The following is a 26274-nucleotide window of genomic DNA, read 5'->3' on the forward strand; positions in this document are numbered from 1 at the left end:
GTGGTCGCGGCCGTCACGCCGCTGTCCCCTTCAGCGAATTATAGGAACTCTCTGCGCTTTTGCGTGGCTCTCGTACATGTCTGTCGAACTGTCGCGCGTGGGCCCGGTGCCGGCCCTCGGAGCCCCCGCCGGGACGGACCTAGGCCATGTCCGGCGGACCTAGCCCGCGAACCGCGGGCCCTTCACCAGCGCGCGGGTCCTGCGGTAGAGGCGCCAGCCCACCGTCGCCGCCGAGTCGGGGAACGGCGCCGCTCTGGCGCCCTCCCCCGCCATCCACGTCGCCACGTCGGCGACCGTGTGGCCACGGCGCACGATGAGGCGCGCGATGCGGTACGGCTCGTCCGTCCCGGAGCTGAGAGCGTGGCGTACGGCGACGGCCGAGGCGTATCCGGCCCGGCGGGCGGCCGCGCGTACGGCGCGGCTGTTGTAGCCGTGCGGGTAGGCGAGATGGGTGATCCCGTGGCCGAGTGCGTCTTCGAGCACCGCCTTGGACTCCCGCAGTTCCCGGTCCAGTTCGGGTGGGCGCAGGGTGTCCAGCTGCGCGTGCGTCACCGTGTGCCCGCCGATCTCCAGGCCGTGCCGCTCCAGGGACGGCGCCTGAGCGAGCGTCATCATCGGCGCGGGCGGCAGCAGGCTGCGGTGGCCGGGGGTGATGGCGCCGGTGGTCAGGTAGGCGGTGGCGGGCAGACCGCGTGCGGCGAGCGCTTCGGCCGTCGGACCCGGCAGATCGGCGAATCCGTCGTCGAAGGTGAGGACGACGGGGCGCGGCGGCAGCGGGGCGCCGCCGGTCAGCCGGCCGGCGAGCGCTCCGACGGTGACGGGGGTACGGCCGCCGGCCACCACCGCGTCCAGGTGGGCGGCGAACTGCCTCGGTGCGACGGTGAATTCGGCGATCCAGTCGGGCGGGTCGGCCATGACCGCGTGGTAGAGGAGGACGGGGATGCGCGGCGCGTGGTCTCCCGGCGGCGTCATCGGCTCCCCCAGCGCGCCCTGGCGTAGCCCAGCGGGCCGTACAGCATGCCCCTGCGCTCCAGCCGGGACAGCGAGAGCGGCCACGGGTGGCCGTGGGTGCCGTGTGCGCCGGGGGTGCCGGGGGTGCCGGGGGTGCCGGGGGGCTCCGCCCCGGTCTCCGCCGGCCGGTGGGCGGTGATGGCGCGGGCGTGGGCCAGGCCGCGCGGGAGCTTGGCCAGCAGCGCGGGCAGGAGGGAGGGGCGGCGGCAGAGGACGGCGGTGAGGTACGCGGTGAGGCCGGCGCCGTACCCGTACGCCTGGTCCCGCAGGTCCTGCCAGGTCTCGCGGTGGTGGTGCCAGACGAGCGCGTCGGGTGTGTAGCGCAGCCGGTGACCGGCGGTCAGGATCCGGACGAACGCGTAGAGGTCGTCGCCGCCCCTGGCGGGTGTGCCGGTGCCGGTGGCGGGGTCGAAGCCGCCGACGGCGCGCAGCGCGGAGGTGCGGAACGCCATGTTGGCGCCGGAGCCGAAGCTGCCCGCGGTGAACGGGAAGAGCGGTTCGCCGGCGGGCGGTGCGGCCGGGTCCCAGAGACGGGGGGCGAAGCCTTTCGCGAAACCTCCGTGGCTCTCCAGGAGTACCTGCGCGGGGGTGGTCAGCCGGGCGGGGAGGATCAGGCCCGTGACGCAGCCGGTCCGGGGGTCGGCCGCGAACGGCACGGTGAGCGCGGAGAGCCAGCGCGGGTCGGCGACGACGTCGTCGTCCGTGAAGGCGACGACGGGGCTGTCGGTGGCGGCGACACCGCGGTTGTGGGCGGCGGCCAGTCCGGGCACCGGTTCGCGGACGTATGTGACGCGGCCCGCGTAGACCTGGGCGACCAGTTCGCGCGTGGCGGTGGTGACGGGCGCGTTGTCGACCACCACGACGCGGAAGTCCGGATGGTCCTGGGCGAGGAGCGAGTCGAGCGCCCGGCCGAGCCGGTCCGCGCGCTCGCGGGTGGCGACGACGACGGTCGTACGCGGTGGTGTGCCGCGCAACGTGCTTGCCTCAGAGGGGCGTTGGGCGCGCTGCCCGTACTGGGCACGGAAGGCCGCGACGAGTACGTCGGCGGGGTCCGCGCCGTCCGGGACCGTGGTGAGGATTGTGGCGACGGGGCGGCCCCGGAGCCGTACGAGAGCGAAGAGGGCGCCGGCGCGCAGGGGCGGACCGCCGGGGGCTGGGGTCAGCGACCGCACGTGCGGCACGCCGCCGGGATCGGGGCCGGGCGCCGGGGACGGGGCCCGCTCCAGGTCGAGATCGAGGTCGAGGTCTGCCACGCCGATGTGGCGCAGCGGCGAACGCGACACCGGCCCCGGCTCTGGCCCCGGTCCTGGCCCTGGCCCTGGCGTCGAGGTTGATCGTGGGGACGTGCTCGGAGTGTGCGGCATCATGCCTCCGCTCGTGTGCGCTTGGGGACGGCTCGCCGGTCACCGGTCCCGGAGCCGGCCCACCTGATTCAGGGCGCTCTGCGCGTATCCGGCCAGCTTCGGCCGGTTCCGTACGAAGCTGTGCGCGCGGCGCGACGGTTCGCGGCCGAGCCGGTACAGGGCCGCCCGTGGCCCCGGCCGTACGGAGGCGCCCTCGCGCACCCGCAGGTTCCCGGTCTTGAGCGCGTCCTTGTACTCGGCGGCGCCGCGCCCGAGGTCGAGCAGGCCGATCCCGGCGCCGGCCGCCGCCTCGGCCATCCTCAGATGGAGGATCAGGCCCGGCGAGTACTTGGCGAACTCGGTGTCGTACGCGGGGAACCAGCAGGACAGGACGGTGCGCGAGCGGAGCCCGAAGTGCGCGGCGACCGGGCGGTCCGCGACGTACAGGACTGAAAGCACGCCCGAACAGCCGGGCGTGCGGCCGGGAGTGTGGTCGGCAGCAAGCCGCCGCACCAGCGCGCTGATCCACTGCTTCGCGAAGCGGTCGCGGCGGCCCGTCCTGCGGTACTGCGCCGACTTCCACTCCATGAGCGTGCGCAGCGCCGCCGGATCGCGCTCGTCGAAGACGAACCTGACCTCGCCGGCCTGCCGGGCCAGTCTGCGTTCCTTGGCGGTCGTCGTGCGGAAGAACTTGGGCGATCCGGCGCGCAGGGCTCTCTCGTACGCCGGGTATCCCCGGCCGATGTCGATGACGGGGGAGTCGAACTCCTCGGCGGCGTCCGGGGCGAACAGCGTCTGTCCCGCTTCGAGGTTGTCGAACTCCCAGCTGGTGAGCGAGCAGGCGCGCAGCAACTCGGCTGCCGTGAGACCGAGTTCGGGGTCGAGGGGGCCGAGCACCGGCCCCTGGCAGTCGGACACGCCGAACCCGATCGCCCGGCCCTGGCCCAACGGCCCTCTCTCGTACGGGAAGAAGCCGACGACCGCCGTACCTCCCCCCTCGACGACCGCGACGCGGGCGCCCGGCCGGACGCGTCCGACCGCCCGGGTGAACTCCGGCTCCATGAACGGATTGGCGGGCACGCCGGACAGCGCCCGTAACTCCCGCCAGCGTTCGATGTGGCCCGCGTCCAGCTCCCCCGGCCGCATCACCCGGATGCGGGCACCGGCCCCACCACGTACGCGTACGTCGCTCAACCCGACCCCCCGGTCATCACTCGAACAGGACGGTACCGGGCCAAATCACTGCGGTACAGGGCCAGTCGCCCATGTCATGACGGATACGAAACGCGAACCGACACGGCGGGTGGACCTGTACATGGGGCGGGTGAGGACGGGGATACCGGTGAGCGGGGTGGGTTCACGCTCCCGGCCAGCGCGTATGCCCGGCGGACCGGGGGTCCGCACGTGTGCGGATGGTGCCCGTCCTGTGCCGCCGAGTGACAGGAGTTGCGCAACTCCTGCCCTAATCCAGCTCATTGCTCGTAGTATCTGGGTGCTCACGATCACGCGAGTCGATCAAACCGCTCGCAACCCCTACGTGTCCGACGAGTCCTGGAAGAGGCCCGGTCCCCGTGTCAGCCCTATCCACGCCTGCCATGTCGGGGTCACTGTGTTGAGCCGGCAGCCGAACAGACGGAAACAACAGGCGCTGTGGTGGCTGGGGGCCCTGGTGGCCGCAGCCGTCGCCGCGGTGCTCATCGGACAGGCGTCCACGGCGGAGTGGAGCCAGGCACTCGCGAGCGGCTGCGCGGCCCTGGCGGTACTGCTTGTGGCCTGGGTCCTGGTGCTGCACCGGCGGTTGGGCGCGGAGCGCGCCGAGCGGGACCGGGAGCGGCGGACCGCGACCGCGCGGGGCGCCGAAGTCGCCCATCTGGCCGCCGTACGCGTCCCCGCCATCGCCGAACGGGTGCGTGCGGGGCGGCGGTTGGACGGCGTCCCCGGACCTGTCGCCCCCGAGGCCGACACCGGCGAGGACTTCGCACGGGCGCTGGCCGCGGTGGTCGCCGCGCTCGGCTCGGACGAGGGGGTACGGCGCGAGCGCGGGCTGCGCGACTCGGTGCAGACGGCCTTCGAGTCGGTCGCCCGCAACATGCACGCGATGGCCACGGTGCAGCAGCAGGTGCTCGACCACGTGGAGCGTGCCATCGACGACCCGCGCCTGATGGCGGACGTGATGAAGGCCGACCACGCGGCCTCGCAGATGACCCGCAAGGCCCAGACGCTGCTGGTGATGTGCGGGATCTGGCCGGCCAGGCGCGAGTCGCAGCCGGTCTCGCTGTACGACTGTGTGCGCGGCGCGATGTCGCGGATCGTGGAGTTCGGGCGGGTGGAGGTGCACGGCGGGCAGACGCTGTTCGTGGTGCCGCCGGCCGTCGAGGGTCTGATGCACGCGATCGCCGAACTCCTGGAGAACGCGACCGTGTTCTCGCCCTCGCGCACCCAGGTCGTGGTGACGATCCGCGAAGTGGGCGCGGGGGCCGTCGTGGAGATCGACGACGCGGGCCTCGGTATGCCGCCGGACGTACTGCACCAGGCGATGTCACAGCTCAGGGACGAACTGGACCTGACCAGGCTCGGGGCCGTACCCCGGCTGGGGCTGGCGTGCGTGGGGCGCTGGAGCCGGGAGATGGGCTTCAACGTGGAGCTGACGGGGACGTCGGCGTACGGCGGGACGCGGGCCGTCACCTTCGTACCGCACCGGCTGCTGACCGAACCGCTGTCGCACTTCCCGGCGGAGCCGGTGCCGGTGCGGGAGACGGCGTCCGCGACGGCGGGCACCTCGGCGGTGGGCGAATCCTCGGCGGACGGCTCGACGGCGGGCGACCCGTCGGCGGACGGCGAGCGTGAGCACGAGCGGTCGACCGCCGCGGTGAGCGCGGAGGACGGGCCCGGCGCGCTGCCGCGCCGCCGCAGCAGGCGCCGGAGCCCCGCCACCGAGGCGGGCCAGGACCGGGCCGAAGACCGGGCGCCGCGGCAGCAGCCCCCACCGCAGGCGCGGCCCGACCGTCCCTGGACCCCCGAAGCGGCACGCGCGTCGATCACCAGCGTGCTCTCCGGCTCGCGTCGTGGCCGCGCGGAGGCCGTCCAGGACACCGAAGTGCCCGACCAACACGACGGAGGCCGGCAGTGACCGGAAGAGTGACCGGAACGATCTCCCGACTGCCCGACCTGGGATGGATGCTCCGCCCGTTGACCGACATCCCCGGGGTCCGGCACGCGGTGGTCGTCTCCGAGGACGGTCTGCGGCTCGGCCACGCGTCCGCCGCCGATCTGGCGGGCCCGGTGGCCGAACTGAGCGTGGCCGAGGCCGAATCGCTGGCCGCCGCGTCCGCGGCGCTGACCATGACCGGCCGGTCGACGGCGGGGCTGCTGTTCGGGAGCGGCGCGGGCGTACGGCAGTTGATGCTGGAGTCCGACCACGGCTTCATCCTCTTCACGTCGGCCGGAGTGGGCGCCCAGTTGGGCGCCGCGACCGAGACCGACGCCGATGTGGGTCTGGTGGCTCAGCAGATGCAGCTCCTGATCGTGAAGATCGGCAGCCACCTGAGCAGCCAGCCCCGGGATCCGGTGAGCCCGTCGTCATGACGGAGCGCTCCGACGACCGGGCCACCACCTCGGCGGTACGCCCGTACGTGATCACGGGTGGAAGGGCGGACGCCGGAGGCGAGCCACTGTCCTGGGAGTCGCTCGTGGTGGCCAGGGAAGGCGACCAGCCGGCGACACTCCAGCCGGAGCACCGGACGATCCTGACGCACTGTCAGGGGTTGCTGTCGGTGGCCGAGGTGTCGGCCCATCTCGGTCAACCGCCCTCCGTCGTCCAGGTGTTGCTCGCCGATCTCATCGACTGGGGACTGATCGTCACCCGTCCGCCCATACCGCCGGCCGAACGAGCCGATGTGACCATGCTGAGAAAGGTCCTCCATGGCCTCGAAAGCCGCCTCTGAGGCCGAGGCGTCCGCGCTGAACACGCCCGGCGACGACGCCTCCGGCAAGGACGCCACCGGCAGGGGCGACGCAGCCGCCGGCAAGTACGTCAGGTCCAGCGTCGCCGGCGCGGCCAAGATCATGGTCGTCGGGCCGCTGGGCGTCGGCAAGACGACGTTCATCGGTACGGTCTCCGAGATCAAACCGCTCAGCACCGAGGCCGTCATGACCAAGGCCGGCGCCTCCGTCGACGTGACGGTCGACCAGGCCAAGGCCACCACCACCGTCGCGCTGGACTTCGGCCGTATGACGATCGACGGCGAGCTGGTCCTCTACCTCTTCGGCACACCGGGGCAGCAGCGCTTCCTGCCCGCCTGGCGCGATCTGGCGCGGGGCGCGCTCGGGGCGCTCGCCCTCGTGGACACCCGCGATCTGACCTCTTCGTTCGACGCGCTCGGCCATCTGGAGGACCTGGGACTGCCGTTCGCGGTCGCCGTCAACGTCTTCCCGGGCAGCCCCACGCACAGCGACGCCGAGCTGCGCGCGGCGCTCGACCTGCTGCCGGACACACCGCTGGTGTCCTGCGACGCGCGGGACGAGCGGTCCTCGGTCATGGCGCTCATCGCCCTCGTACGCCATCTAGTCCTCGCCGCCGAGTCCTCATGACGACGGAGCCCGTATGACCACGGAGTGCAGATGACCACGCCCACACCGACGCCCGCGCCCGGGCACGGGCCCATGTCGGCGCCCTTGCCGCTGTCGGCACACTCGCCCGCGACGCCGATCTACGGCGAGCAGCTCGACGGTGACGGGATGCCGCGCCTGTACGAGCGGCTGCGCGCCGAGTACGGCCCGGTGGCCCCCGTCACCGTCGCGCCCGGCATCGAGGCGTGGCTGGTGATCGGGCACCGCGAGGTGCTGCGGCTGACCCGTGAGGAGCAGGACTTCTCGCACGACCCGCGCCGCTGGAGCCTGCTGCGCGAGGGCCGGGTGCCCGCGGACTCGCCGATCCTGCCGATGGTCGGCTGGCGGCCGGCGCTGCTGTTCGCGGACGGTCAGCAGCACCGCCGGATGCGGGCGGCCGTGTCGGACGCGCTGGGCCGGATCAACGGGCACGAACTGCGGCGCGGCGTACGGGCGACGGCCGAGCGCCTCATCGCGGAGTTCGCCGACGGCAAGCGGGCGGATCTGGTCTCCGACTACGCGCGCAAGCTGCCGCTGATGGTGATCACCGGTCTGCTCGGGCTCGACGAGCAGACGGGGCAGAAGCTCGTCCAGGCCATCGCGGGGCTGGTGGTGGCGAACGCCGACTCCGCCGACGCCAGCAAGCGGATGGGCGCGATCCTGCTCGCCCTGATCGAGGAGAAGCGGCACCGCCCCGGCAACGACGTGACGTCCGCGCTGCTGCACCATCCGGCGCGGCTGACGGACGAGGAGGTGCTGCACAACCTGGTCGTGATGTTCGTCGCGGGCAACCAGACCACGGTGAACTGGATCGCCACCACCCTGCGCATCCTGCTGTGCGACCCGGCGTTCCGGTCCTCGCTCAGCGGCGGTCATCTGAGCGTCGACGACGCGCTGGACCTGGTGCTGTGGCGCTTCCCGCCGACGCAGAACTTCCCCGCCCGGTACGCCACCCGCGACCTGCGGTTCGGCGGCCGGGAGATCCGGTCCGGGGACATGCTGATCCTCGGTCTGGCGGCGGCGAACGCCGACCCCGGCATCCTGCCGGAGGACGGCACGCCCGTCGTCGGCAACCGGTCCCATCTGGCGTTCGGGGCCGGGCCGCACACCTGCCCGGCCCAGGACCCGGCCAGGCTGATCACGCGTACCGCGGTCGACACGATCAGGCACCGGCTGCCGGATCTCGAACTGGCCGTGCCGGAACACGAGTTGGCCTGGATCAAATCGCCCTGGAGCAAGGGCCTGGCGGCCCTGCCCGTCCGCTTCACCGAGCCGCAGTTGCCCCGTGACGCGCGGGCGACGCGGAGTTGAGGAGAGCCTGTTGAGCCCCGAGCCGAGCACCACCCCCGAGACGTCCGGCACCGCACCGCACCGGATGGACCCGTCCGGCGGCTGCCCGCACGCCGCGAACGCGCGCCTGCTCGCGCGGGGCGCGGTGGCCCCCGTCGTACTCCCCGGCGACGTCGGGGCCATGGCCGTCATCGGGCACGACGCGCTGAAGGAGTTCCTTTCCCACCCCGATGTCGCCAAGGGCGCCACGCACTTCACCGCGCTCCAGGACGGGCTGATCCCCGACGGGTGGCCGCTGAAGACGTTCGCGACCGTGCAGGGCATGACGACGGCGGACGGCGACGACCACCGGCGGCTGCGCTCGCTGGTGAGCAAGGCGTTCACGACGCGGCGGGTGGAGGCCCTGCGCGGCCGGGTGGAGGAGGTCACCGCGGAGCTGCTGGACGCCCTGGAGGCGGCGGGCGACGGGGAGCAGGCGATCGACCTGCGCGAGCACTTCGCGCTGCCGCTGCCGATGGGCGTGATCTGTGAACTGCTGGGCGTGGACGCGGAGTACCAGGACCGGCTGCACCATCTGTCGAACCAGATCGTCGCGACCGACATCGCCCCCGAGGACGCGATGGCGGCCAACCGGGAGATCGTGGCCGTCCTGGGCGCGGTGGCCGCCTCCCGTACCGAGAAGCCCGGCGAGGACCTGACGAGCGCGCTGATCGCGGTGCGCGAGGAGGACGGCGACCGGCTGAGCGGGCACGAACTCATCGGCACGCTGCTCCTGATGATCATCGCGGGGCACGAGACGACGCTGAATCTGATCACCAACGCGGTGCGCGCGCTGTGCCGCCACCGCGATCAGCTCGAACTGGTCCTGTACGGCAAGGCGAGCTGGTCGGACGTGGTCGAGGAGACCCTGCGCTGGGACAGCCCGGTGAGCTTCTTCCCGTTCCGCTACCCGACCCGTGACCTGACCGTGGACGGCACGGTGATCCCGCGGGGGACGCCGGTGCTCGCGGGCTACTCGGCGGCGGGCCGCGACAAGGCCGCGCACGGCGAGGACGCGGACGTGTTCGACCTCACCAGGCACACGGGCCCGACCGCCCGCCATCTCTCGCTCGGGCACGGCGCCCACTTCTGTCTCGGGTCCTCGCTCGCCCGGATGGAGGCGACGATCGCGCTGGAGCGGCTGTTCGCGCGCTTCCCGAACCTCGACGTCGCGGTCACGGATGCGGAACTGCCGCGCCACGCGAGTTTCGTGGGCAACAGCGTGCAGCAACTGCCGGTCACATTGCGGTAGTTGCCCAGGGGCGGTGGAGGCCGCACCAGGGGAGGTCGGGTGACGGGCAGTCAGGAACTTTGGTCCATACCAACGCCTTGACGGCCCCTCCCGCCCTCCCTTAAATCAAGTATTGAAATAACCGGGTTCAACCCCGCGTTCCATCGCCCCGAATGCCATGCTCATGCCTCCACAAGAAGTGAAGTGATGACCTGTGCGAACCCCCCTGCGGCGTCGTGTGACGCTGTACGCCCTGGCTCTTCTCTGCTGTACGAGCGTGGCCACCGCCGGGCCCGCCGGAGCGGCGCCCACCCCCGAGCCCCGCGTCGACGCCGCGAGCGCCGCGCCCATGGCCGTGACGTTCGACGAGAACTTCGACGGACCCGCCGGATCGGCCGTCAACGGCAGTAGATGGCAGATCGAGACCGGCGACAACGTCAACAACCACGAACGGCAGTACTACACGGCGGGCAACAACAACGCCGCCCTCGACGGCCAGGGCAATCTCGTCATCACCGCCCGCAAGGACAACCCCGGCAACTACCAGTGCTGGTACGGCCGTTGCGAGTACACCTCCGCCCGGCTCAACACCGCGGGCAAGTTCACGGCGCAGTACGGGCGGGTCGAGGCCCGGATGAAGATCCCGCGCGGCCAGGGCATGTGGCCCGCGTTCTGGATGCTCGGCAACAACATGGGCCAGGTCGGCTGGCCCAACAGCGGCGAGATCGACATCATGGAGAACGTCGGCTTCGAGCCCGGCACGGTCCACGGCACGCTGCACGGCCCCGGTTACTCGGGCTCGGGCGGCATCGGCGCCGGCTACACCCTCCCCGGCGGCCAGGCGTTCGCCGACGCCTTCCACACCTTCGCGATCGACTGGTCGCCCAACTCCATCCGCTGGTCGGTCGACGGCAACGTCTTCCAGACCCGTACGCCCGCCGATCTGGGCGGCCGGGAGTGGGTGTTCAACAAGCCGTTCTTCCTGATCCTCAACCTCGCCGTGGGCGGCTACTGGCCCGGTGACCCCAACGGCAGCACGCCCTTCCCGAGCACCCTGACCGTCGACTACGTGCGGGTCACCACCGACGGCGGCGGAGGCACCGGTGGCTCGATCACCGGCCTCGGCGGCAAGTGCCTGGACGTGGCGGCGGCGAATCCGGCCAACGGGACGCCTGTTCAGCTCTACGACTGCAACGGCTCGGCCGCGCAGCAGTGGAGCCGGGGCGCCAACGACTCGCTGCGGGCGCTCGGCAAGTGCCTGGACGTGAAGGACAACAGCACCGCGAACGGCGCGCAGCTCCAGCTCTGGGACTGCGCGGGCACGGGCAATCAACGCTGGGCCGTGTCGGGTGCGAACGATGTCGTGAACATCCAGGCGGACAAATGCATGGACGTGACCGGCGGCGCCGCGACCAACGGGGCACGGGCCCAGCTCTGGACGTGCACGGGCGCGGCCAACCAGAAGTGGTCGGTGAACGCGTAGCGGTGACGTACTCCTGATCGGGCGGCCCCGGCAGCGCGGCAAGTCCCTTGCCCGCCACCGGGGTTCGCGCGTTCCGGATGCGTTCCGACGGACCTAGGGCCTGTCGTTTGGATCAGGCCGGATCAGGGAGCGGGGTCCGGTGCGTGCGACCGCAAGGCGGAGGAGGGAGGCATGGCGGAGCCATGCCGACCGACGACAACGCGGCGGGCGTGCGTGCCGGGGACCGCGAGCCCGGAATGATCCAAACGACAGACCCTAGGGCACGCGTTCGCCGGCCCGCCAGACCGCGTGGGTCAGCGGGACTCCCGGCCGGTAGGCGAGATGGACATGGCTCGGGGCGTCGAGCAGGACGAGGTCGGCGCGGGCGCCGGGTGCGAGGCGTCCGACGTCGGTGCGGCGCAGCGCGGCGGCGCCGCCCGCCGTGGCCGACCAGATCGCCTCGTCGGGCGTCATCCCCATGTCGCGTACGGCGAGGGCGATGCAGAAGGCCATCGACGAGGTGAAGGACGAGCCGGGGTTGCAGTCGGTGGACAGCGCGACGGTGGCGCCCGCGTCGAGCAGGCGGCGGGCGTCCGGCCACTGGGCGCGGGTGGAGAACTCGGCGCCGGGCAGCAGCGTCGCCACCGTGCGCGAGTGGGCGAGCGCGTCGACGTCCGCGTCGGTGAGGTGGGTGCAGTGGTCGGCGGACGCGGCGTCCAGCTCGACGGCGAGCTGGACGCCGGGGCCGTACGACAACTGGTTGGCGTGGACGCGCGGAACCAGACCCTTCGCCGCGCCCGCGGTGAGGATCGCGCGCGCCTGGTCGCCGTCGAAGGCGCCCTTCTCGCAGAAGACGTCGACCCAACGGGCGTACGGGGTGCAGGCGTCGAGCATGTCACCGGTGACGAGGGCGACGTAGGCGGCGGGGTCGTCGGCGAGTTCGGGGGCGACGATGTGGGCGCCGAGGTAGGTGACCTCGTCCGTGTGCCGGGCCGCGACGCGCAGCGCGCGTGCCTCGTCGGCGACGGTGAGGCCGTAGCCGGACTTGGTCTCCTGGGTGGTGGTGCCCTGGCGGAGGCCCTCCGCCAGGTACTTCTCGACGTTGGCGCTCAGCTCGTCGTCGGTGGCGGCGCGGGTCGCGGCGACGGTGGTGCGGATGCCGCCGGCGGAGTAGGGGCGGCCCGACATGCGGGCGTTGAACTCCTGGGTGCGGTCGCCGGCGAAGACGAGGTGGGAGTGGGAGTCGACGAAGCCGGGGACGGCGGCCCGGCCGCCGGCGTCGACCGCGTTGTCAGTGGCGGGTGCTTTGCTTGATTCACCGACCCAGACGACGCGGTCGCCGCCGATGACGACGGTCGCGTCCTGGATCAGACCGATGGGGGATCCGTCACCGAGGGAGGGGTCGTTGGTGACCAGAGCGGCGATGTTGGTGACGGCGGTGGTGGGTGTGCTCGCGGGCGTGTTCGCGGGTGTGGTGTGCGCGTTCGTGGACGTCATCGTGGGGATGCTCTCCTTCAGCCGCGTACGGCCGCGATCGACCGGGCGAGTGCTTCTGGCACGTCGGGGATCAGGGTGTGCGCACCGTCGCGTACGAGATGGCGGCCGGCCACGACCGTGTGGCGCACGTCGGCGGCTGTCGCGGCGAATACGGCGATCTCCGCGCCCAGTCGGGGTACTTGCCCCGCTGTTCTGACGGAGTCCAGGGCGACGGTGACGAGGTCGGCGAGCGCGCCGCGCTCGATCCGGCCCCCTTCGGGTCTGCCGAGGGCCGCGTGACCGTCGGCCGTGGCGGCGGTGACGAGCGCGGCGGCCGTCCAGTGGCCGCGTGTGCGGGAGCGCAGGCGTTCGTTGAGTTCCAGCGCGCGGGCCTCTTCGAGAATGTCGATCACGGCGTGGCTGTCGCTGCCCAGCGACAGCGGGGAGCCGGCGAGCTGGAGGCGCGCCGCGGGGCCGATGCCGTCGGCGAGGTCGCGTTCCGTGGTGGGGCACATGCAGGTGCCGGTGCGGGTGGAGCCCAGCAGGGTGATGTCCTCGTCGGTGAGGTGGGTGTTGTGGACACCGGTGGTGCGGGGGCCGAGGACGCCGTGGTCGGCGAGGAGACGGGCGGGGGTGCGGCCGTGGGTGGCGAGGCAGGCGTCGTTCTCGGCGGTCTGTTCGGAGAGATGGACATGGAGCGGGGCCTGCCGCGCCTCGGCCCATTCGGCGACGGTGGACAGCTGTTCGGCGGGCACGGCGCGTACGGAGTGGATGGCGGCGCCGATCCGGACGTGGCCGTCGTCCTTGGCGTACCGGGCCGCGAGGTCGGACACGCGTTCCGCCCAGGCGTGCGCGGTGCCGTCGGAGAAGCGGACCTGGTGCCGGTCCGGGGGCTTGCCGCCGCGGCGTTTGGAGATGCCGGAGGAGAGATAGGCGGTGTCGAGGAGGGTGATCCGGATCCCGGCGTCGGCGGCGGCGGCGATCAGCGCCTCGCCCATCGCGTTGGGATTGTCGTAGGGCGTTCCCCCAGGGGCGTGGTGCAGATAGTGGAACTCGCCGACGGCGGTGATACCGGCGAGCGCCATCTCGGCGTACACGGCGCGGGCGAGCGCGTGGTAGTTGTCCGGGGTGAGCCTGGCCGCGGCCCGGTACATCATCTCGCGCCAGGTCCAGAAGGTGCCGGAGCCGACCTGGACCTTGCCTCGCAGCGCGCGGTGGAAGGCGTGCGAGTGCGTGTTGGCCAGGCCGGGGAGTGTGATCCCGCGCAGGGCCGTGGCGCCGGGCGGCGGGGTGTCGTCCCCGGTGCGGACGTCGGTGATCCGGCCGTCGGCGACGGTCACGGTCACGCCTGGTTCGACGTGCGTGCCGAGCCAGGCGTGCTCCAGCCAGTACGTGGTCACGTGCACGCCAGCCCTTCCAGTACGTCGGCGAGTGCGAGGACCCCGGCCACGCAGTCGTCCTCGGCCGCGAATTCGGCCGGGGAGTGCGAGACGCCGGTGGGGTTGCGTACGAACAGCATGGCGGTCGGAATGGATCCGGACAAAATACCCGCGTCGTGACCGGCGCCCGTGCCGAGCACGGGGAGCCGGCCGCCGAGGATCCTGCCGAGCTCGTCGCGCAGGGCGTGCGCGAATTCGACAACGGGCGTGAAGGATTCCCGTACGACCCGCAGCTCGATGCCCGCGGCCTCGGCGTGCTCGTGGGCCGCCGCCTCGATCGCGGTGACGACGGTGTCCAGGGTGGCCTGGTCGGCGGCTCGGGAGTCGAGCCAGCCGCGCACGAGGGAGGGGATGGCGTTGACGCCGTTGGGCTCGACGGCGATCTTGCCGAAGGTGGCGAGCGCACCGGCGAGTTCCGCCTCGCGGCGGGCGGCGAGGACGGTCTGCGCGTAGCTGAGCATCGGGTCCCGGCGGTCGGCGAGGCGGGTGGTGCCGGCGTGGTTGGCCTCGCCGTGGAAGTCGAAGCGCCAGCGGCCGTGCGGCCAGATGGAGGAGGCGATACCGACGGGATCACCGGTCAGGTCGAGCGCGCGCCCCTGCTCGACGTGCAGTTCGACGAACGCGCCGATCCGGGCGAGGCGTTCGGGGTCGGGCCCGATGGCGTCCGGGTCGTACCCGGCCGCCTCCATGGCGCGCGGCAGCGGGACACCGTCGCCGTCGCACAGGGCGTGCGCCTGCGCGACACCGAGTTGTCCTGCGGTGAGCCGGGAGCCGACACAGGCGAGCCCGAACCGGGCGCCCTCCTCGTCACCGAAGTTGGTGACGGCGACCGGCCGGGTGAACTCCGCTCCCCTGCGGCGGAGTTCGTCGAGCGCGGCGAGGGAGGAGACCACGCCGAGCGGCCCGTCGAAGGCACCGCCGTCGGGCACGGAGTCCAGGTGCGACCCGATGACGACGGCGTCCCCGCCGTGGGGGTCACCGAGCCACCCCCACTGGTTGCCGTTGCGGTCGGTCTCGTACACCAGCCCCCGCGCCTCGGCCTGCCCCCGGAACCACTCCCGGCAGTCCCGGTCGGCGCCGCTCCAGGCGTACCGCCGGTACCCCCGGCTGCCGGCGTCCCGCCCGATGGGCGCGAGCTCCCGCCACATCTCCTGGAAGGAGAGCTGGCGGTCCGGGTCCGGGTTCCGGTCCGGGGTCGGGGGGTGGGTCATTCGCCCTCCCGCATCGGGACGCGGACGCCGCGATCGGTGGCGGCCGACTCCGCGAGGTCGTAGCCGGCGTCGACGTGGCGGATGACGCCCATGGCCGGGTCGTTCGTCAGGACGCGGCGGATCTTGTCGCCGGCCAGTTCCGTTCCGTCCGCGACCGTCACCTGGCCGGCGTGGATCGAGCGGCCCATGCCGACGCCGCCGCCGTGGTGGATGGAGACCCAGGAGGCTCCGGAGGCGACGTTCACCATGGCGTTCAGCAGCGGCCAGTCGGCGATCGCGTCCGAGCCGTCGAGCATCGCCTCGGTCTCGCGGTACGGGGACGCCACCGACCCGGCGTCCAGGTGGTCGCGGCCGATGACGACCGGCGCGGCGAGTTCGCCGCTCGCGACCATGTCGTTGAAGCGCTCACCCGCCCTGTCGCGCTCGCCGAGGCCGAGCCAGCAGATACGCGCGGGCAGGCCCTGGAAGTGGACGCGTTCGCCGGCCATCTTGATCCAGCGGTGCAGGGACGCGTTCTGGAGGGAGTCGCCCTCGGGAAAGAGCTCCAGGATCGCCTTGTCGGTCTTGTGGATGTCCGACGCCTCGCCGGAGAGCGCCGCCCAGCGGAACGGCCCCCGGCCTTCGCAGAACAGCGGCCTGATGTAGGCGGGTACGAATCCGGGAAAGGCGAACGCCCGGTCGTATCCCGCCAGTTGGGCCTCGCCCCGGATGGAGTTGCCGTAGTCGAAGACCTCGGCGCCCGCGTCCATGAAGCCCACCATCGCCTCCACGTGCCGCGCCATGGACTCGCGGGCCCGCAGCGTGAAGTCGGCCGGCTTCTCGGCGGCGTACGACGCCATGTCGTCGAAGTCGACGCCGAGCGGCAGATAGGCCAGCGGGTCGTGCGCCGACGTCTGGTCGGTGACGATGTCGACCGGCGCGCCTTCCGCCAGCATCCGGGGCAGGAGTTCCGCCGCGTTGCCGAGCAGCCCGATGGAGAGCGGCCGGCGCGCGTCACGGGCCTCGGTGGCGAGCTGGAGCGCGTGCTCCAGGGAGTCGGCGCGCACATCGAGGAAGCGGTGCTCGATACGGCGGTCGATGGCGCGCGGATCGCAGTCGATACAGATCGCGACACCGTCGTTCATGGTGACGGCCAGCGGCTGCGCGCCGCCCATCCCGCCGAGCCCGGCGGTGAGCGTGATCGTCCCGGCGAGCGTGCCGCCAAAACTCCTCGCGGCGACGGCGGCGAACGTCTCGTACGTGCCCTGGAGGATGCCCTGCGTGCCGATGTAGATCCAGGAACCGGCGGTCATCTGGCCGTACATGGTGAGGCCGAGCTGTTCCAGCCGACGGAACTCCTCCCAGTTGGCCCAGTCGCCGACAAGGTTGGAGTTGGCGATCAGCACGCGCGGCGCCCACTCGTGGGTCTGCATCACACCCACCGGGCGGCCGGACTGGACGAGCATCGTCTCGTCCTGCTTCAGCGTCCGCAGCGTGCGCGTCATCGCGTCGAACGAGCGCCAGTCCCGCGCGGCCTTTCCCGTGCCGCCGTAGACCACCAGCTGGTCGGGGTGTTCGGCGACCTCGGGGTCGAGGTTGTTCTGGAGCATGCGGAGGGCGGCCTCCTGGTGCCATCCCAGGGCGCTCAGTTCCGTACCGCGCGGTGCCCGTACGGGTCGGGGTCCTGACATGGCGGTGCCTCCTCCGTCGCTGCTCCACTGTTGGTCAAACTATTCACATCCTCGCCGGGTGAATAGATGTAGTCAACAGTGGAGTAACCGGCGGCCGGATGATTGGCTGACACGCATGGTCGAGGACATCCGCAAGGACGAGGAAGCCGGCAACGACTACGAGGGGCAGGGGCGCGCGGACGCCGCAGGCAGGCGCGGGTCCCTGCCCGCGGACGCCGCCGGCAGGCGCGATCTCGCCGTACGGGCCGCCGTCGAACAGGGGCTCCTCACCGAGGCCGCTCCCGTCGTCGCGCTCCTCGACGTGGCGGGCATCCGCGCATCCGCCGCCGCGCTGCACGCCGCGTTCGCGGCCGTCGCCGCCCCCGGCACCCGCGTGCTGCACGCGTTCGCCGTGAAGGCGGCGCCGCTCGTGCCCGTCCTGCGCCTGCTGCACGCCGAGGGCATCGGCGCCGAGGTCGCGAGCCCCGGCGAGCTGGGGCTGGCGCGCGCCGCCGGGATACGCCCCGACCACACCGTCCTCGACTCGCCCGCCAAGACGCCCGCCGAACTGCGCGAAGCACTGGCGCTCGGTATCGCCGTCAACGCCGACAACCCACAGGAACTCACCCGTCTCGACGCGCTCCTCGCGCTCCTGCCCTCGGCGCCCACCGGCTCCCCGATCGGTCTGCGGGTCAACCCGCAGACCGGCAGCGGCTCCATCGGCGCCCTGTCCACGGCGACCGCCACGTCGAAGTTCGGCGTCGCGCTGCGCGACGAGGGTGCCCGCGCATGGGTCGTACAGGCGTTCCTGGACCGGCCCTGGCTGACCCGGCTGCACGCCCACTCCGGCTCCCAGGGCGTCCCGCTCGCCCTGATGGCCGAGGGCGTGCGGACCGTTCACGACCTGGCCGAGGAGATCAACACGGCGGCCGGCCGGCAACAGGTCGACACCATCGACATCGGCGGCGGCCTCCCGGTCAACTTCTCCTCCGACGAGGAGACCCCCACCCACGCCGAGTACGCCCGGCTGCTGAGGTCCACCGTCCCCGGCCTGTTCGACGGCCGCTACGGGCTCGTCACCGAGTTCGGCCGCTCCCTGCTCGCCAAGCACGGCACGGTGCTGGCCCGCGTCGAGTACGCGAAGTCCGCCGGCGGCCGTCCCATCGCCGTCACCCACGCGGGCGTGCAGGTCGCCACCCGTACCGTCTACAACCCGGAGTCCTGGCCGCTGCGGATCGCCGCGTACGACGCCGGGGGCCGGCCCAAGGACGGCCCGGACGTCGCCCAGGACATCGCGGGCCCGGCGTGCTTCGCGGGTGACGTCCTGGCCACCGACCGGCCGCTGCCGCTGCTGGAACAGGGCGATCTCGTCGCGGCCCTGGACACCGGCGCGTACTACTTCGCCAACCACTACGCGTACAACAGCCTTGCCCGGCCCGGCATCCACGGCTTCACGACGCCGGGGACGGACCCGACGGCGCACGGCGTGCGGTTCGCCACCGTACGGGCGCCGCAGACCGTTGCGGAGATCGTCGCCGAGTCGGGCGGCGGGCACCCGGACGCCCTCGTCCGGGACTGACCACCGCCCCCGGACGAAGCGGAAGAGGGGCGGAGCGGGACCGGAGAGGAATCAGCCCGGCCGCACAGGGCAGAACACTTCCCACCATCGATCGGGGGAGGTCATTCCATGCCCGCATCTCAGACACCGACGGCGTCGGACACACCGGGACCGGCCGGGGACGCACCCGAACTCAAACGCGCCCTCGGCCCCAAACTGCTGATCCTCTTCGTCATCGGCGACATCCTGGGCACCGGCATCTACGCCACCACCGGCCAGGTCGCCGGCCGGGTCGGCGGCGCGCTCTGGCTGCCGTTCGCGATCGGCTTCGTCGTCGCGGTCCTGACGGCCGCCTCTTACGTGGAACTCGTCGGCAAGTACCCGAAGGCGGCCGGCGCCGCGCTCTACACGCAGAAGGCGTTCAAGGTCCCGTTCCTGACCTTCATCGTCGCCTTCATGGTGATGTGCTCGGGCCTGTCGTCGGCGAGCGCCGCGGCCCGCGCGTTCAGCGGCGACTATCTGGCCGAGTTCACCGACGCGGTGCCGCCCACCCTGATCGCGATCCTGTTCATCCTCGCGCTCGCCGCGCTGAATCTGCGCGGCGTCTCGGAGTCCGTGAAGACCAACGTGGTCCTGACACTGGTCGAGCTGAGCGGTCTGGCGATCATCCTCGGCATCGGCGCGTACGCCGTCATGTCGGGTGACGGCGAGCCGGCGCGGCTGACCGACTTCGAGGCGAGCGGCACCGGCTTCTCGCTGATGACCGGGGTGCTCGGTGCGACAGCCCTCGCCTTCTTCGCCTTCGTCGGCTTCGAGGACTCGGTCAACATGGCCGAGGAGACCAAGGATCCGAGCCGTACGTTCCCGCGCGCCATCTTCATCGGCGTCACGGTCACCGGCACCATCTACGTCCTGGTCGCCCTCGTCTCCTCACTCCTGGTGGACCACAAGACCCTGGAGGGCTCCAGCGGACCGCTGCTGGAGGTCGTGAAGGCCGGCGGCGTCGACTTCCCGCCGAAACTCTTCGCGCTGATCGCGCTGTTCGCCGTCACCAACTCCGCGCTGATCAACATCATGATGGCCTCGCGGCTCTGCTACGGGATGGCCAACGAACGCATCCTGCCCAAGGCCATGGGCCGGGTCCTCCCCGCGCGCCGTACGCCCGTCGTGGGCATCGTCTTCGTCTCCGTCCTGGCCATCGGGCTGGTGTCGACCGGCGAGATCCAGGGACTCGGCGACACGACCTCGTTCCTGCTGCTGTGCGTGTTCTTCGTGGTCAACGTCGCCGCGCTCGTGCTGCGCCGCGACCCGGTCGCGCACAAGCACTTCCGCGCGCCGACGATCGTGCCCGTGCTGGGCGCGGTCACCGCGCTGATCCTGGCCAGCCCGCTCGCCGACCGCGCGGCCGACGTCTACGTCCGGGCCGGTGTGCTGCTCGCGATCGGTATCGCGCTGTGGGCGGTCAACAAGCTGGTGCTCAAGGCACGTTCGGAGGAGCACGCGAAGACCGGCGGCGAGTTGGAGAAGTAGGGCGCGCGCAGCACACCGCACGGGGCGCCGGCACGGGCGCTCCGTGCGCCGACCCTATCCGCGCGGGGCATGTTCCAACGGAAAATGCCAGAAATCCCTTCCGGAGTAGGGACGTTGCGTAATCTCGCCGTCACTGCCGCACGACGGTGCCTTACGCACGACCGGCTGGGAGGGGAGTCCGCGTGCCCGGAATCGACGCATGCCTGCACGAGATCATGGCCCTGCCCGGCGCCCGCGGAGCGGCGATCGTCGACTGGACCAGCGGCCTGGCGCTCGGTACGGCGGGCGAGTCGCCGGGCGGTGACCACGAGACGACCGCGACCGAGACCGCCGAACTGGCGCGGGCCGCCGCGGAGTACCCGGCGTTCGCCCCGGCCGCCGAGCCGGTCGCGGGGCCGGCCGGCGCGGACGCGACACGGGAGGCCGCGGGCGACGGCAAGGGCCCGCCGGTCGAGGACCTGATCGTCACCAGCCGTACCGGCTACCACGTCCTGCGGTTCGTCGAGACGACCTTCGACAGCAGCGTCTTCCTCCATCTGTGGCTCGACCGGGACACCGGGAATCTCGCGCTCGCCCGGCTCCGGCTCCAACAGCTCGCCGAACGGCTGGTACTGGCATGAACGCCGAAACGGCGGCCACCGTCGCACCGCACGTCTCCCCCGTCTCGCCCATGCTGGTCCGGCTGGCCGACGAGCGCGCCACCGGCGCCCTCCTGCGCGACCACGGCACCCTGTATCTCGCCGAAGGACGCGTCGTGCACGCCGAGAGCCCCGCCGCGCCGGGCATCGACATCCTGCTGACCACGGGCGGCCGGCTGCCGCCCGAGGGCTGGCAGCAGGCGATCGACGAGGCCGGCGCCAGGCGCGAGGTCGGGCGGTTCCTCGTCGACAGCGGCCGGATCGGCGGCGGCGAGCTGGAGATCTGCCATCTCGGCGCGCTGTACGACGCCGCGTTCTTCGCACTTGCCCCGGGCAGCGGCCCCACCCGGTTCCGCTACGGCGTCGGGCACTGGATCGGCCCGGTGCGCCCCGTCCCGGCGGCGGCGGTCGAACGCGAGACGCTGCGCCGCCGCGAACTGCTCGACCAGGTCTGGCCGTATCCGGCGGTCGACAGCGCGCCGGTGGTGCCCCGCACGCCCGCGCCCGGCCAGTCGGTCACCCGCCGGCAGCGCGCGCTGCTGGAGCTGGCCGACGGCGTACGGACCCCGGCGGCCATCGCCTGGGCCCTGGGCCGCCCGGCGTTCCACACCCTGCTGGAGGTTCGGCGGCTGGCGGCGGCCGGGCTGGTCGACACGCCTCCCGATCCGCCGCCGGGGTCCCGCTCCGGGCACGGGGGCCGCCCCGTACGCCCCGCCCTTCCCGCCTGGATCGCCGAGGTCTCGGCCGACCCGGACATCGCCCTGCTCCGCCGGCTCCGTGACGCGTTGGAGGCAAACCTGTGAGACGCGCCCTGCGGCTGCGCAGCGAGAGGAGACAGCTGATGACGGCGGAGGCCGAAGTCCTGGGGGAGCTGCGGCGCCTGCGGGCCCGTCTCCCCCAGCTCACGGGCGCGCTGGCCGCGAGCACCGACGGTCTGGTCCTCGCCGAGGAACTGACCGGCGGGGGGCCGGGCGCGGGAGCCTCCGGCGCGGACCCCGAGGGCGTCGCCGCCCTGACCGCCGCCGCGCTCGGCGTCTCCCTGCGGCTGACCGACAGCACGGGACAGGGCGGCTTCCGCGAACTGCTGATCAGGGGCGAGCGCGGCTATGTGGCCACGTACGCGGCGGGCGGCTCCGCCGTCCTCACCGTGCTCGCCGAGCCGCGCATCAACGTCGGCCGGCTCCATCTGGAGGCCCGCCGGTCCGGCGCCCGGATCGGCGCCCTGGTCGACAGCGCCCTCGAACGACCGGAGAACACCTGACCCATGGCCTCCAGCGGAACACCCGCCCGAACGGCGCGGACCCCGACGACCCGGACCCCGGCGACTCAGACCCGAATACCTCAGAGACGAATACCTCAGAGACGAAAAGGAAGTGCGACGTCCATGGCCAACACCGAAGCGGCTCTCAAAGAAGCGACGACCTCCATCGAAGGCGCCGTCGGGGCAGCCCTCGTCGACTACACCAGCGGCATGGCCCTCGGCACCGTCGGCGGCGGCAAGGAGCTCGATCTGACGGTCGCCGCCGCCGGTAACACCGATGTGGTGCGCGCCAAGGTGCGCACCATGGAGATGCTGGGCCTCAAGGACGAGATCGAGGACATCCTGATCACCCTCGGCAGCCAGTACCACCTGATCCGGCTGCTCAAGGGACGGGGGAACACCGGTCTGTTCCTCTATCTGGCGCTGGACAAGCAGCGGGCGAACCTGGCGATGGCCAGACACCAGCTCAAGAAGATCGAGAACGAACTGGAGGTGTGACGGGGGTCCCCTCCCCCTCGGCCTTCGCGGGCGCGGTCGCCCTGCCCCCCTTGCCCGCTCCGGCCGCCTTGCCCGCTCCGGGCTTGGCGTCCTTGGCCGGCCCGGCGCCCTTGGCCTTTTTGACGCGCGGTCGCCGCGCCCCACCGGGCGCGGCGTCCCCGGCTTCGAGCCCGGTCGTACGGAAGCCCCTGACCTTCTCGCCGACGGGGCTGCCACGCCCGGCCCAGTCGGTGCGGACCCACAGCAGTTCCTCACCCGCGCGCTCGCGGCGGCCGAGCAGCAGGGCCTTGAGCCACAGCCCGGCGCCCGCGCCCGCGAGAACCGCGCCGCCCGCCACCGGTACGGCGAACGAGAGGGCCACCGCCGCGAGGAACCCGCCGGCCAGCCACCACACCCGGGCCCGCCGCCAGACCCGCAGCGTCACCGAACGGTCCTGGAGATAGTCGAACTTCCCTGCGCGCGACGCGGCTTCTGCCCAGCCGTCGTACCGCCGGCGCCGTACGACCGCGACGACCGCCGCGGTCAGCACGAACAGCGCCGCCCCGATGTACAGCCCGACCCAGCGGCCGGTCGGTCCGGGGATCAGCGCCCCGGCAGCGGCGGCAAGGATCCCCAGCCACCACATCGGGGCCGCACCGGCCCTCACGATCACCGTCACCCGTGCCAGCGACTGCTGTCCTGCGCGCCCCACGGCCGCCTCCTCTTCACAGAACCTCACAGAAGTTTTGGCGGGCAGACTAATGCCGTTCCCTGAGCATTTCCTGAGAACGCCGAAGGCGGAGGGCCCTATTCGACGAACAGGCCCCGGGCGGCGGCCCGTACGTCGAAGTCCTCCAGGCGCGCCTGCGCGTCCGGCAGACCGTCGCACATCGCCTCCAGCAGCACCCGTCCCAGGAGCATCGGCGCGCACGCCGTGTCGAAGGCGAGGCCCGTGCCGACGGCCGCCGGGATCAGCAGGTCGCTGTGGGCCGCGACGGGCGCGAACGCCGAGTCGGCGACGGTGACCACGAACAGTCCGGACCCGCGCGCGTGGTCCAGCGCCTCCACGACCTCCTTGGGATGGCGCGGCAGCGCGAAGCAGAGCAGCGCGCTCGCACCGGCACGGCGCGCCGCGTCGAGCCGGTCGGCGAGCATCGTGCCGCCCTCGTCGAGGAGCCGGATGTCGGGGTGGACCTTGGCGGCGAAGTAGGCGAAGCCGGTGGCCTGGGCGGACGCGGCGCGCAGACCGAGGACGGGCAGCGGGGTGGACGCGGCGAGTACGCGGCCGGCCCGTTCGACCGGGCCCGGGTCGGCGAGCAGATCGGCGAGCTGGCGCAGGTTCTCCAACTCCGCGTGCACGGCCTGCTGGTACTCGTTGTACTCGGAGGCGCCCGCCGCCCGGCCGGCGGGCGCGACCTCCCGCAGATGCCTGCGCAGCGCCGGGTAGCCGTCGAAGCCGAGCGCGACGGCGAAACGCGTCACCGAGGGCTGGCTGACACCGGCGAGGTCCGCCAGCTCGACGCTGGACAGGAACGGCGCGTCGGCGGCCCGGCGCACCATGCTGTGCGCGATGCGCCGCTGGGTGGGGGTGAGCCGGTGGCCCTCGAACAGCTGCTGGAGCCGGGCGGCCGGACTGTCGCTCACGCGATCCCCCTTGTGGTGCCTGTCGTGCCGGTGCCACCCACCGCGCTCACAGGTGTCATGTCGTCCGCCGTGGTGGCGAGTTGGTCCAGCAGCATCGTCGCCGCCGTCACGTCGTCGGTCAGCGGCCGGTCGGCGATCTCCGCCTCCAGCACGGACTCGGCGAGGACGAAGGCCCTGCCCACGGGCAGTTCGGCCTCGGGCCGCAGCCCCCGCTGGCGCAACGCCCTTACGGCGGCCACGAGTTCGCACCCGACGACGAGACGGTACGCCTCGCACGCCCGCAGTGTCTGCCGCGCGGCCAGCGAGGCGAAGCTGGCCTGCTCCTCCACGCCACGGGACAGTACCGCGTGTCCGAGCGAGGCCGGCGCGGAGAAGGCGCGCAGGTCACCGAGGGCGGCCCCGGCCGCGTACTCCAGGATCATCACGCCGGAACTCGCGGGCTCGGCGTCGGCGAGAAAGGGGCGCAGCCGGTTGAAGCCGGGTTCGTTCAGCGCGGAGAGCCGGGAGGTGGACAGCCGCGCGGTCTGGACGACCGCGAGCCTGAAGTGGTCCAGGGCGAGCGCGAGTTGGGCGAGGTAGAAACCGCCGTGGTGGTACGCGGCGGGCGCCAGGTCGTCGTCCGTGCCGGGACAGATCAGCGGGTTCTCGGCGGCCGAGTTGATCTCGACGGCGAGCGCCCTCTCCAGCGCGTCGGCGGCGTCCCGCGCCGGTCCGTGGATCTGCGGGACGCAGCGGAAGCCGTACGGGTCCTGGATGCGGCCGAGCGGCGGGGTGGGGCGCCCGGGGGCGCCGAGGATGTGCCGCATCCGGGTGGCGACGGCGTACGAGCCGGGGTGCGGGCGCGCGGCGTGGACCGGTTCGGCGTACGCCTCGTAGCTGCCGTCGACGGCGAGCAGCGAGAGCGCGGCGACGAGTTCGGTGGCGGCGATGAGACGCCCCAACTCATCCAGCGCGAGGGCGGCCTGACCGAGTGTCAGCGCGTTGCTGCTGATGAGGGCGAGCGCGTCGTTGTTGTCGAGGGGCTGCGCCTCGGGCGGCGGGCCGCCCTGCCAGGGGTGTTCACCGACGAGTGCGAGGCCCAGCTGGGAGAGGGCGGCGATGTCGCCGGTGCCGACCGAGCCGAACTCGTTGACGACCGGGTGCGCGCCGGAGGTCAGGGCGTCGCAGAGTGCGGTGACGACGGTGGGGCGCAGTCCGGCGCCGCCGGCGAGGAGCTGGTTGGCCCGTACCGCGAGCATGGCACGGACCTCACGGGCGGGCAGCGGACGCCCGATGGCACCCGCGTGGCTGCGCAGCAGCCGCAGTCCGTGGTCGGCGGCGGCGTCGGAGGGGACAGCCTCGGTGCGGTTGGCACCGACGCCGGTGGAGCGTCCGTACACCCGCCCGGAGGCGGCGAGTTCACGCGCGGTGTGCCAGGACTGCTCGACCCGCTTCATGGCGTCGGTGCCGGGCACGGGCCGGGCGATCCCGTCGGCCAGCCGGACGATGTCGGCGACGGGGAGGCTCTGTCCGTCGAGGACGACGAGGGCGGGGTGTACGGCGACGGCGGCACGGTCGTCCGGCATGTGTGTCGCCCTCCTCGGGACTCCGGGCATCGGCAAACTATTCAGTCAACGAGAACTCTGCATGACGATATGCAGCCCGGCAAGAGCTGTCCCCGCAAAGAGCGCGGGGACGCCGGCCTGAGGGACCCCGCAGGTAAAGAGGGGGGATAGCCCCACTGTTCCGGGGGCCGTCGGCTTCGTACCGTTGTGCTCATGGAAGCCCGCGACCCTGAGCTCAAGAAGGAGCTCGACGCCACCCTTCAGGCCCGCCGAGAGCTGGGGCCGGAGTACGAGTCCGCACTCATCGAGTCCTTCATGGAGAAGCTCGATCAGCGCCTCGACGGTACGACCGACCGCCGTGCCCGGCGTCAGCTCGCCGAACAGCAGATGGTCGTCGCCCGCGGTGCGCGCCCGCGCAGCGCCGAGGAGACGTTCGCGGCGCGCTACGGCTTCGGCGTCATCTCGCTTGTGCTGGCCATCCCGCTCTCCGCGATAGCCGTGGTGCAGGCCGACTTCGCCGGTCTGTGCGTGGCCTGGCTCGGCATCGTCGGGGTGAACGTGGCGCAGGCGGGCGGCGGGGTGCCCTGGGCGCGCAGGCGCTCGCGCGAGTCGAGGCAATCGTCCGACTGGGAGGACTAGAACGACGTCTTCGCAGGCCCTGTTCGGGGGGACAGGGCGTGCCCGGTCGGCCGGGCAGCGCGACGGCCGGTCCGCGAGCGGACCGGCCGATGCCCAACGATTGGTCGCGGGGACCGCCGCACCCCCGTTTCCGGAGGGCGGGACGACGGCGGTCCCCGCGAGGGACCCGGGGCCGGGTCAGTACCGGCACCGTGTCCTGGCGTCCATGTGGGTCCGGGAGCCGC

23 protein-coding genes and 1 pseudogene are annotated in these 26274 nt (G+C 72.6%); 14 read left to right on the plus strand and 10 right to left on the minus strand.

Translation table 11 applies throughout. From position 1 onward, the window contains the following. Positions 1-159 precede the first annotated feature (159 nt). The 3 genes from SSPS47_RS12160 to SSPS47_RS12170 form a co-directional block, all read right to left on the minus strand. The gene (locus SSPS47_RS12160; protein ID WP_164250928.1) at positions 160-972 is read right to left on the minus strand and encodes a polysaccharide deacetylase family protein; all 813 of its coding nucleotides are present in this window, start codon (positions 970-972) and stop codon (positions 160-162) included. After that, positions 969-2192 carry a glycosyltransferase gene (locus SSPS47_RS12165; RefSeq protein WP_239065252.1) on the minus strand — a complete coding sequence of 408 codons (1224 nt, stop codon included), beginning with the start codon at positions 2190-2192 and terminating at the stop codon, positions 969-971. Before SSPS47_RS12165 ends, SSPS47_RS12160 begins: the two co-directional genes overlap by 4 nt. Before the next feature lie 222 nt (positions 2193-2414). Then, on the minus strand, positions 2415-3500 hold the full coding sequence (locus tag SSPS47_RS12170; protein ID WP_164254531.1) for a GNAT family N-acetyltransferase: 1086 nt from the start codon (positions 3498-3500) through the stop codon (positions 2415-2417). A gap of 466 nt (positions 3501-3966) precedes the next feature. Here SSPS47_RS12170 and SSPS47_RS12175 point away from each other — a divergent pair, with 466 nt between their 5' ends. From SSPS47_RS12175 to SSPS47_RS12205, 7 genes are all read left to right on the plus strand, one after another. Further along, positions 3967-5484: an ATP-binding protein gene (locus SSPS47_RS12175; RefSeq protein WP_239064865.1), complete on the plus strand. Its 1518-nt coding sequence runs from the start codon at positions 3967-3969 to the stop codon at positions 5482-5484. 8 nt (positions 5485-5492) lie between these two features. Beyond that, positions 5493-5939: a roadblock/LC7 domain-containing protein gene (locus tag SSPS47_RS12180; protein WP_147877042.1), complete on the plus strand. Its 447-nt coding sequence runs from the start codon at positions 5493-5495 to the stop codon at positions 5937-5939. Beyond that, positions 5936-6298 carry a DUF742 domain-containing protein gene (locus SSPS47_RS12185; RefSeq protein WP_147876824.1) on the plus strand — a complete coding sequence of 121 codons (363 nt, stop codon included), beginning with the start codon at positions 5936-5938 and terminating at the stop codon, positions 6296-6298. Before SSPS47_RS12180 ends, SSPS47_RS12185 begins: the two co-directional genes overlap by 4 nt. 121 nt (positions 6299-6419) lie before the next feature. After that, positions 6420-6944 (plus strand): ATP/GTP-binding protein, encoded by a 525-nt coding sequence (locus SSPS47_RS12190; protein ID WP_239065253.1) that lies wholly within the window; start codon positions 6420-6422, stop codon positions 6942-6944. Between the two features lie 72 nt (positions 6945-7016). Continuing rightward, complete coding sequence (locus SSPS47_RS12195; protein ID WP_164254533.1) at positions 7017-8273, plus strand: cytochrome P450; 1257 nt, start codon at positions 7017-7019, stop codon at positions 8271-8273. A gap of 64 nt (positions 8274-8337) precedes the next feature. Further along, positions 8338-9543, plus strand: a complete 1206-nt coding sequence (locus SSPS47_RS12200) for a cytochrome P450 (protein ID WP_164254532.1) — start codon at positions 8338-8340, stop codon at positions 9541-9543. 193 nt (positions 9544-9736) lie between these two features. Next, positions 9737-11005: a family 16 glycosylhydrolase gene (locus SSPS47_RS12205; RefSeq protein WP_203557826.1), complete on the plus strand. Its 1269-nt coding sequence runs from the start codon at positions 9737-9739 to the stop codon at positions 11003-11005. A gap of 255 nt (positions 11006-11260) precedes the next feature. Here SSPS47_RS12205 and hutI read toward each other — a convergent pair whose 3' ends face one another. From hutI to hutU, 4 genes are read right to left on the minus strand one after another with little or no spacing between them, the layout of a single operon-like run. Then, complete coding sequence (hutI, locus tag SSPS47_RS12210) at positions 11261-12481, minus strand: imidazolonepropionase (protein WP_164250932.1); 1221 nt, start codon at positions 12479-12481, stop codon at positions 11261-11263. Between the two features lie 17 nt (positions 12482-12498). Then, positions 12499-13866 (minus strand): formimidoylglutamate deiminase, encoded by a 1368-nt coding sequence (locus SSPS47_RS12215; RefSeq protein ID WP_164250934.1) that lies wholly within the window; start codon positions 13864-13866, stop codon positions 12499-12501. Continuing rightward, the gene (locus SSPS47_RS12220; RefSeq protein ID WP_164250936.1) at positions 13857-15110 is read right to left on the minus strand and encodes an allantoate amidohydrolase; all 1254 of its coding nucleotides are present in this window, start codon (positions 15108-15110) and stop codon (positions 13857-13859) included. The genes SSPS47_RS12215 and SSPS47_RS12220 overlap by 10 nt, the downstream gene beginning before the upstream one ends. Continuing rightward, the gene (hutU, locus tag SSPS47_RS12225) at positions 15107-16780 is read right to left on the minus strand and encodes a urocanate hydratase (protein ID WP_164250938.1); all 1674 of its coding nucleotides are present in this window, start codon (positions 16778-16780) and stop codon (positions 15107-15109) included. Before hutU ends, SSPS47_RS12220 begins: the two co-directional genes overlap by 4 nt. Positions 16781-16895: 115 nt before the next feature. On the opposite strand from hutU, the gene SSPS47_RS12230 reads away from it, so the two are divergent. The 6 genes from SSPS47_RS12230 to SSPS47_RS12255 all read left to right on the plus strand — a co-directional run bounded on the left by SSPS47_RS12230 (position 16896) and on the right by SSPS47_RS12255 (position 22244). Continuing rightward, complete coding sequence (locus tag SSPS47_RS12230; protein WP_164250940.1) at positions 16896-18338, plus strand: diaminopimelate decarboxylase; 1443 nt, start codon at positions 16896-16898, stop codon at positions 18336-18338. A gap of 108 nt (positions 18339-18446) precedes the next feature. Beyond that, the gene (locus tag SSPS47_RS12235; RefSeq protein WP_164250942.1) at positions 18447-19847 is read left to right on the plus strand and encodes an APC family permease; all 1401 of its coding nucleotides are present in this window, start codon (positions 18447-18449) and stop codon (positions 19845-19847) included. 182 nt (positions 19848-20029) lie between these two features. Continuing rightward, positions 20030-20467, plus strand: a complete 438-nt coding sequence (locus SSPS47_RS12240) for a hypothetical protein (protein ID WP_164250944.1) — start codon at positions 20030-20032, stop codon at positions 20465-20467. Further along, positions 20464-21288: a transcriptional regulator gene (locus SSPS47_RS12245; protein WP_164250946.1), complete on the plus strand. Its 825-nt coding sequence runs from the start codon at positions 20464-20466 to the stop codon at positions 21286-21288. Before SSPS47_RS12240 ends, SSPS47_RS12245 begins: the two co-directional genes overlap by 4 nt. Then, entirely contained in the window at positions 21285-21746 is a 462-nt protein-coding gene (locus SSPS47_RS12250; RefSeq protein ID WP_164250948.1) for a roadblock/LC7 domain-containing protein, read from the plus strand. Before SSPS47_RS12245 ends, SSPS47_RS12250 begins: the two co-directional genes overlap by 4 nt. Before the next feature lie 123 nt (positions 21747-21869). Then, a complete protein-coding gene (locus tag SSPS47_RS12255) occupies positions 21870-22244 on the plus strand; it encodes a hypothetical protein (RefSeq protein WP_164250950.1) in 375 nt (124 codons plus the stop codon). 124 nt (positions 22245-22368) lie between these two features. On the opposite strand, the pseudogene SSPS47_RS12260 reads toward SSPS47_RS12255, so the two are convergent. The 3 genes and pseudogenes from SSPS47_RS12260 to SSPS47_RS12270 form a co-directional block, all read right to left on the minus strand. Further along, positions 22369-22902: pseudogene (locus tag SSPS47_RS12260) on the minus strand (hypothetical protein); the annotation flags it as partial. A 128-nt stretch (positions 22903-23030) separates the two neighbouring features. Then, the gene (locus tag SSPS47_RS12265; RefSeq protein ID WP_164250952.1) at positions 23031-23867 is read right to left on the minus strand and encodes a MurR/RpiR family transcriptional regulator; all 837 of its coding nucleotides are present in this window, start codon (positions 23865-23867) and stop codon (positions 23031-23033) included. After that, entirely contained in the window at positions 23864-25432 is a 1569-nt protein-coding gene (locus SSPS47_RS12270) for an aromatic amino acid ammonia-lyase (RefSeq protein WP_164250955.1), read from the minus strand. The genes SSPS47_RS12265 and SSPS47_RS12270 overlap by 4 nt, the downstream gene beginning before the upstream one ends. Positions 25433-25624: 192 nt before the next feature. Here SSPS47_RS12270 and SSPS47_RS12275 point away from each other — a divergent pair, with 192 nt between their 5' ends. After that, the gene (locus tag SSPS47_RS12275) at positions 25625-26050 is read left to right on the plus strand and encodes a hypothetical protein (RefSeq protein WP_164250957.1); all 426 of its coding nucleotides are present in this window, start codon (positions 25625-25627) and stop codon (positions 26048-26050) included. Positions 26051-26274: the final 224 nt, after the last annotated feature.

The sequence above is a fragment of the Streptomyces sp. S4.7 genome, from assembly GCF_010384365.1.
GTDB lineage: Bacteria > Actinomycetota > Actinomycetes > Streptomycetales > Streptomycetaceae > Streptomyces.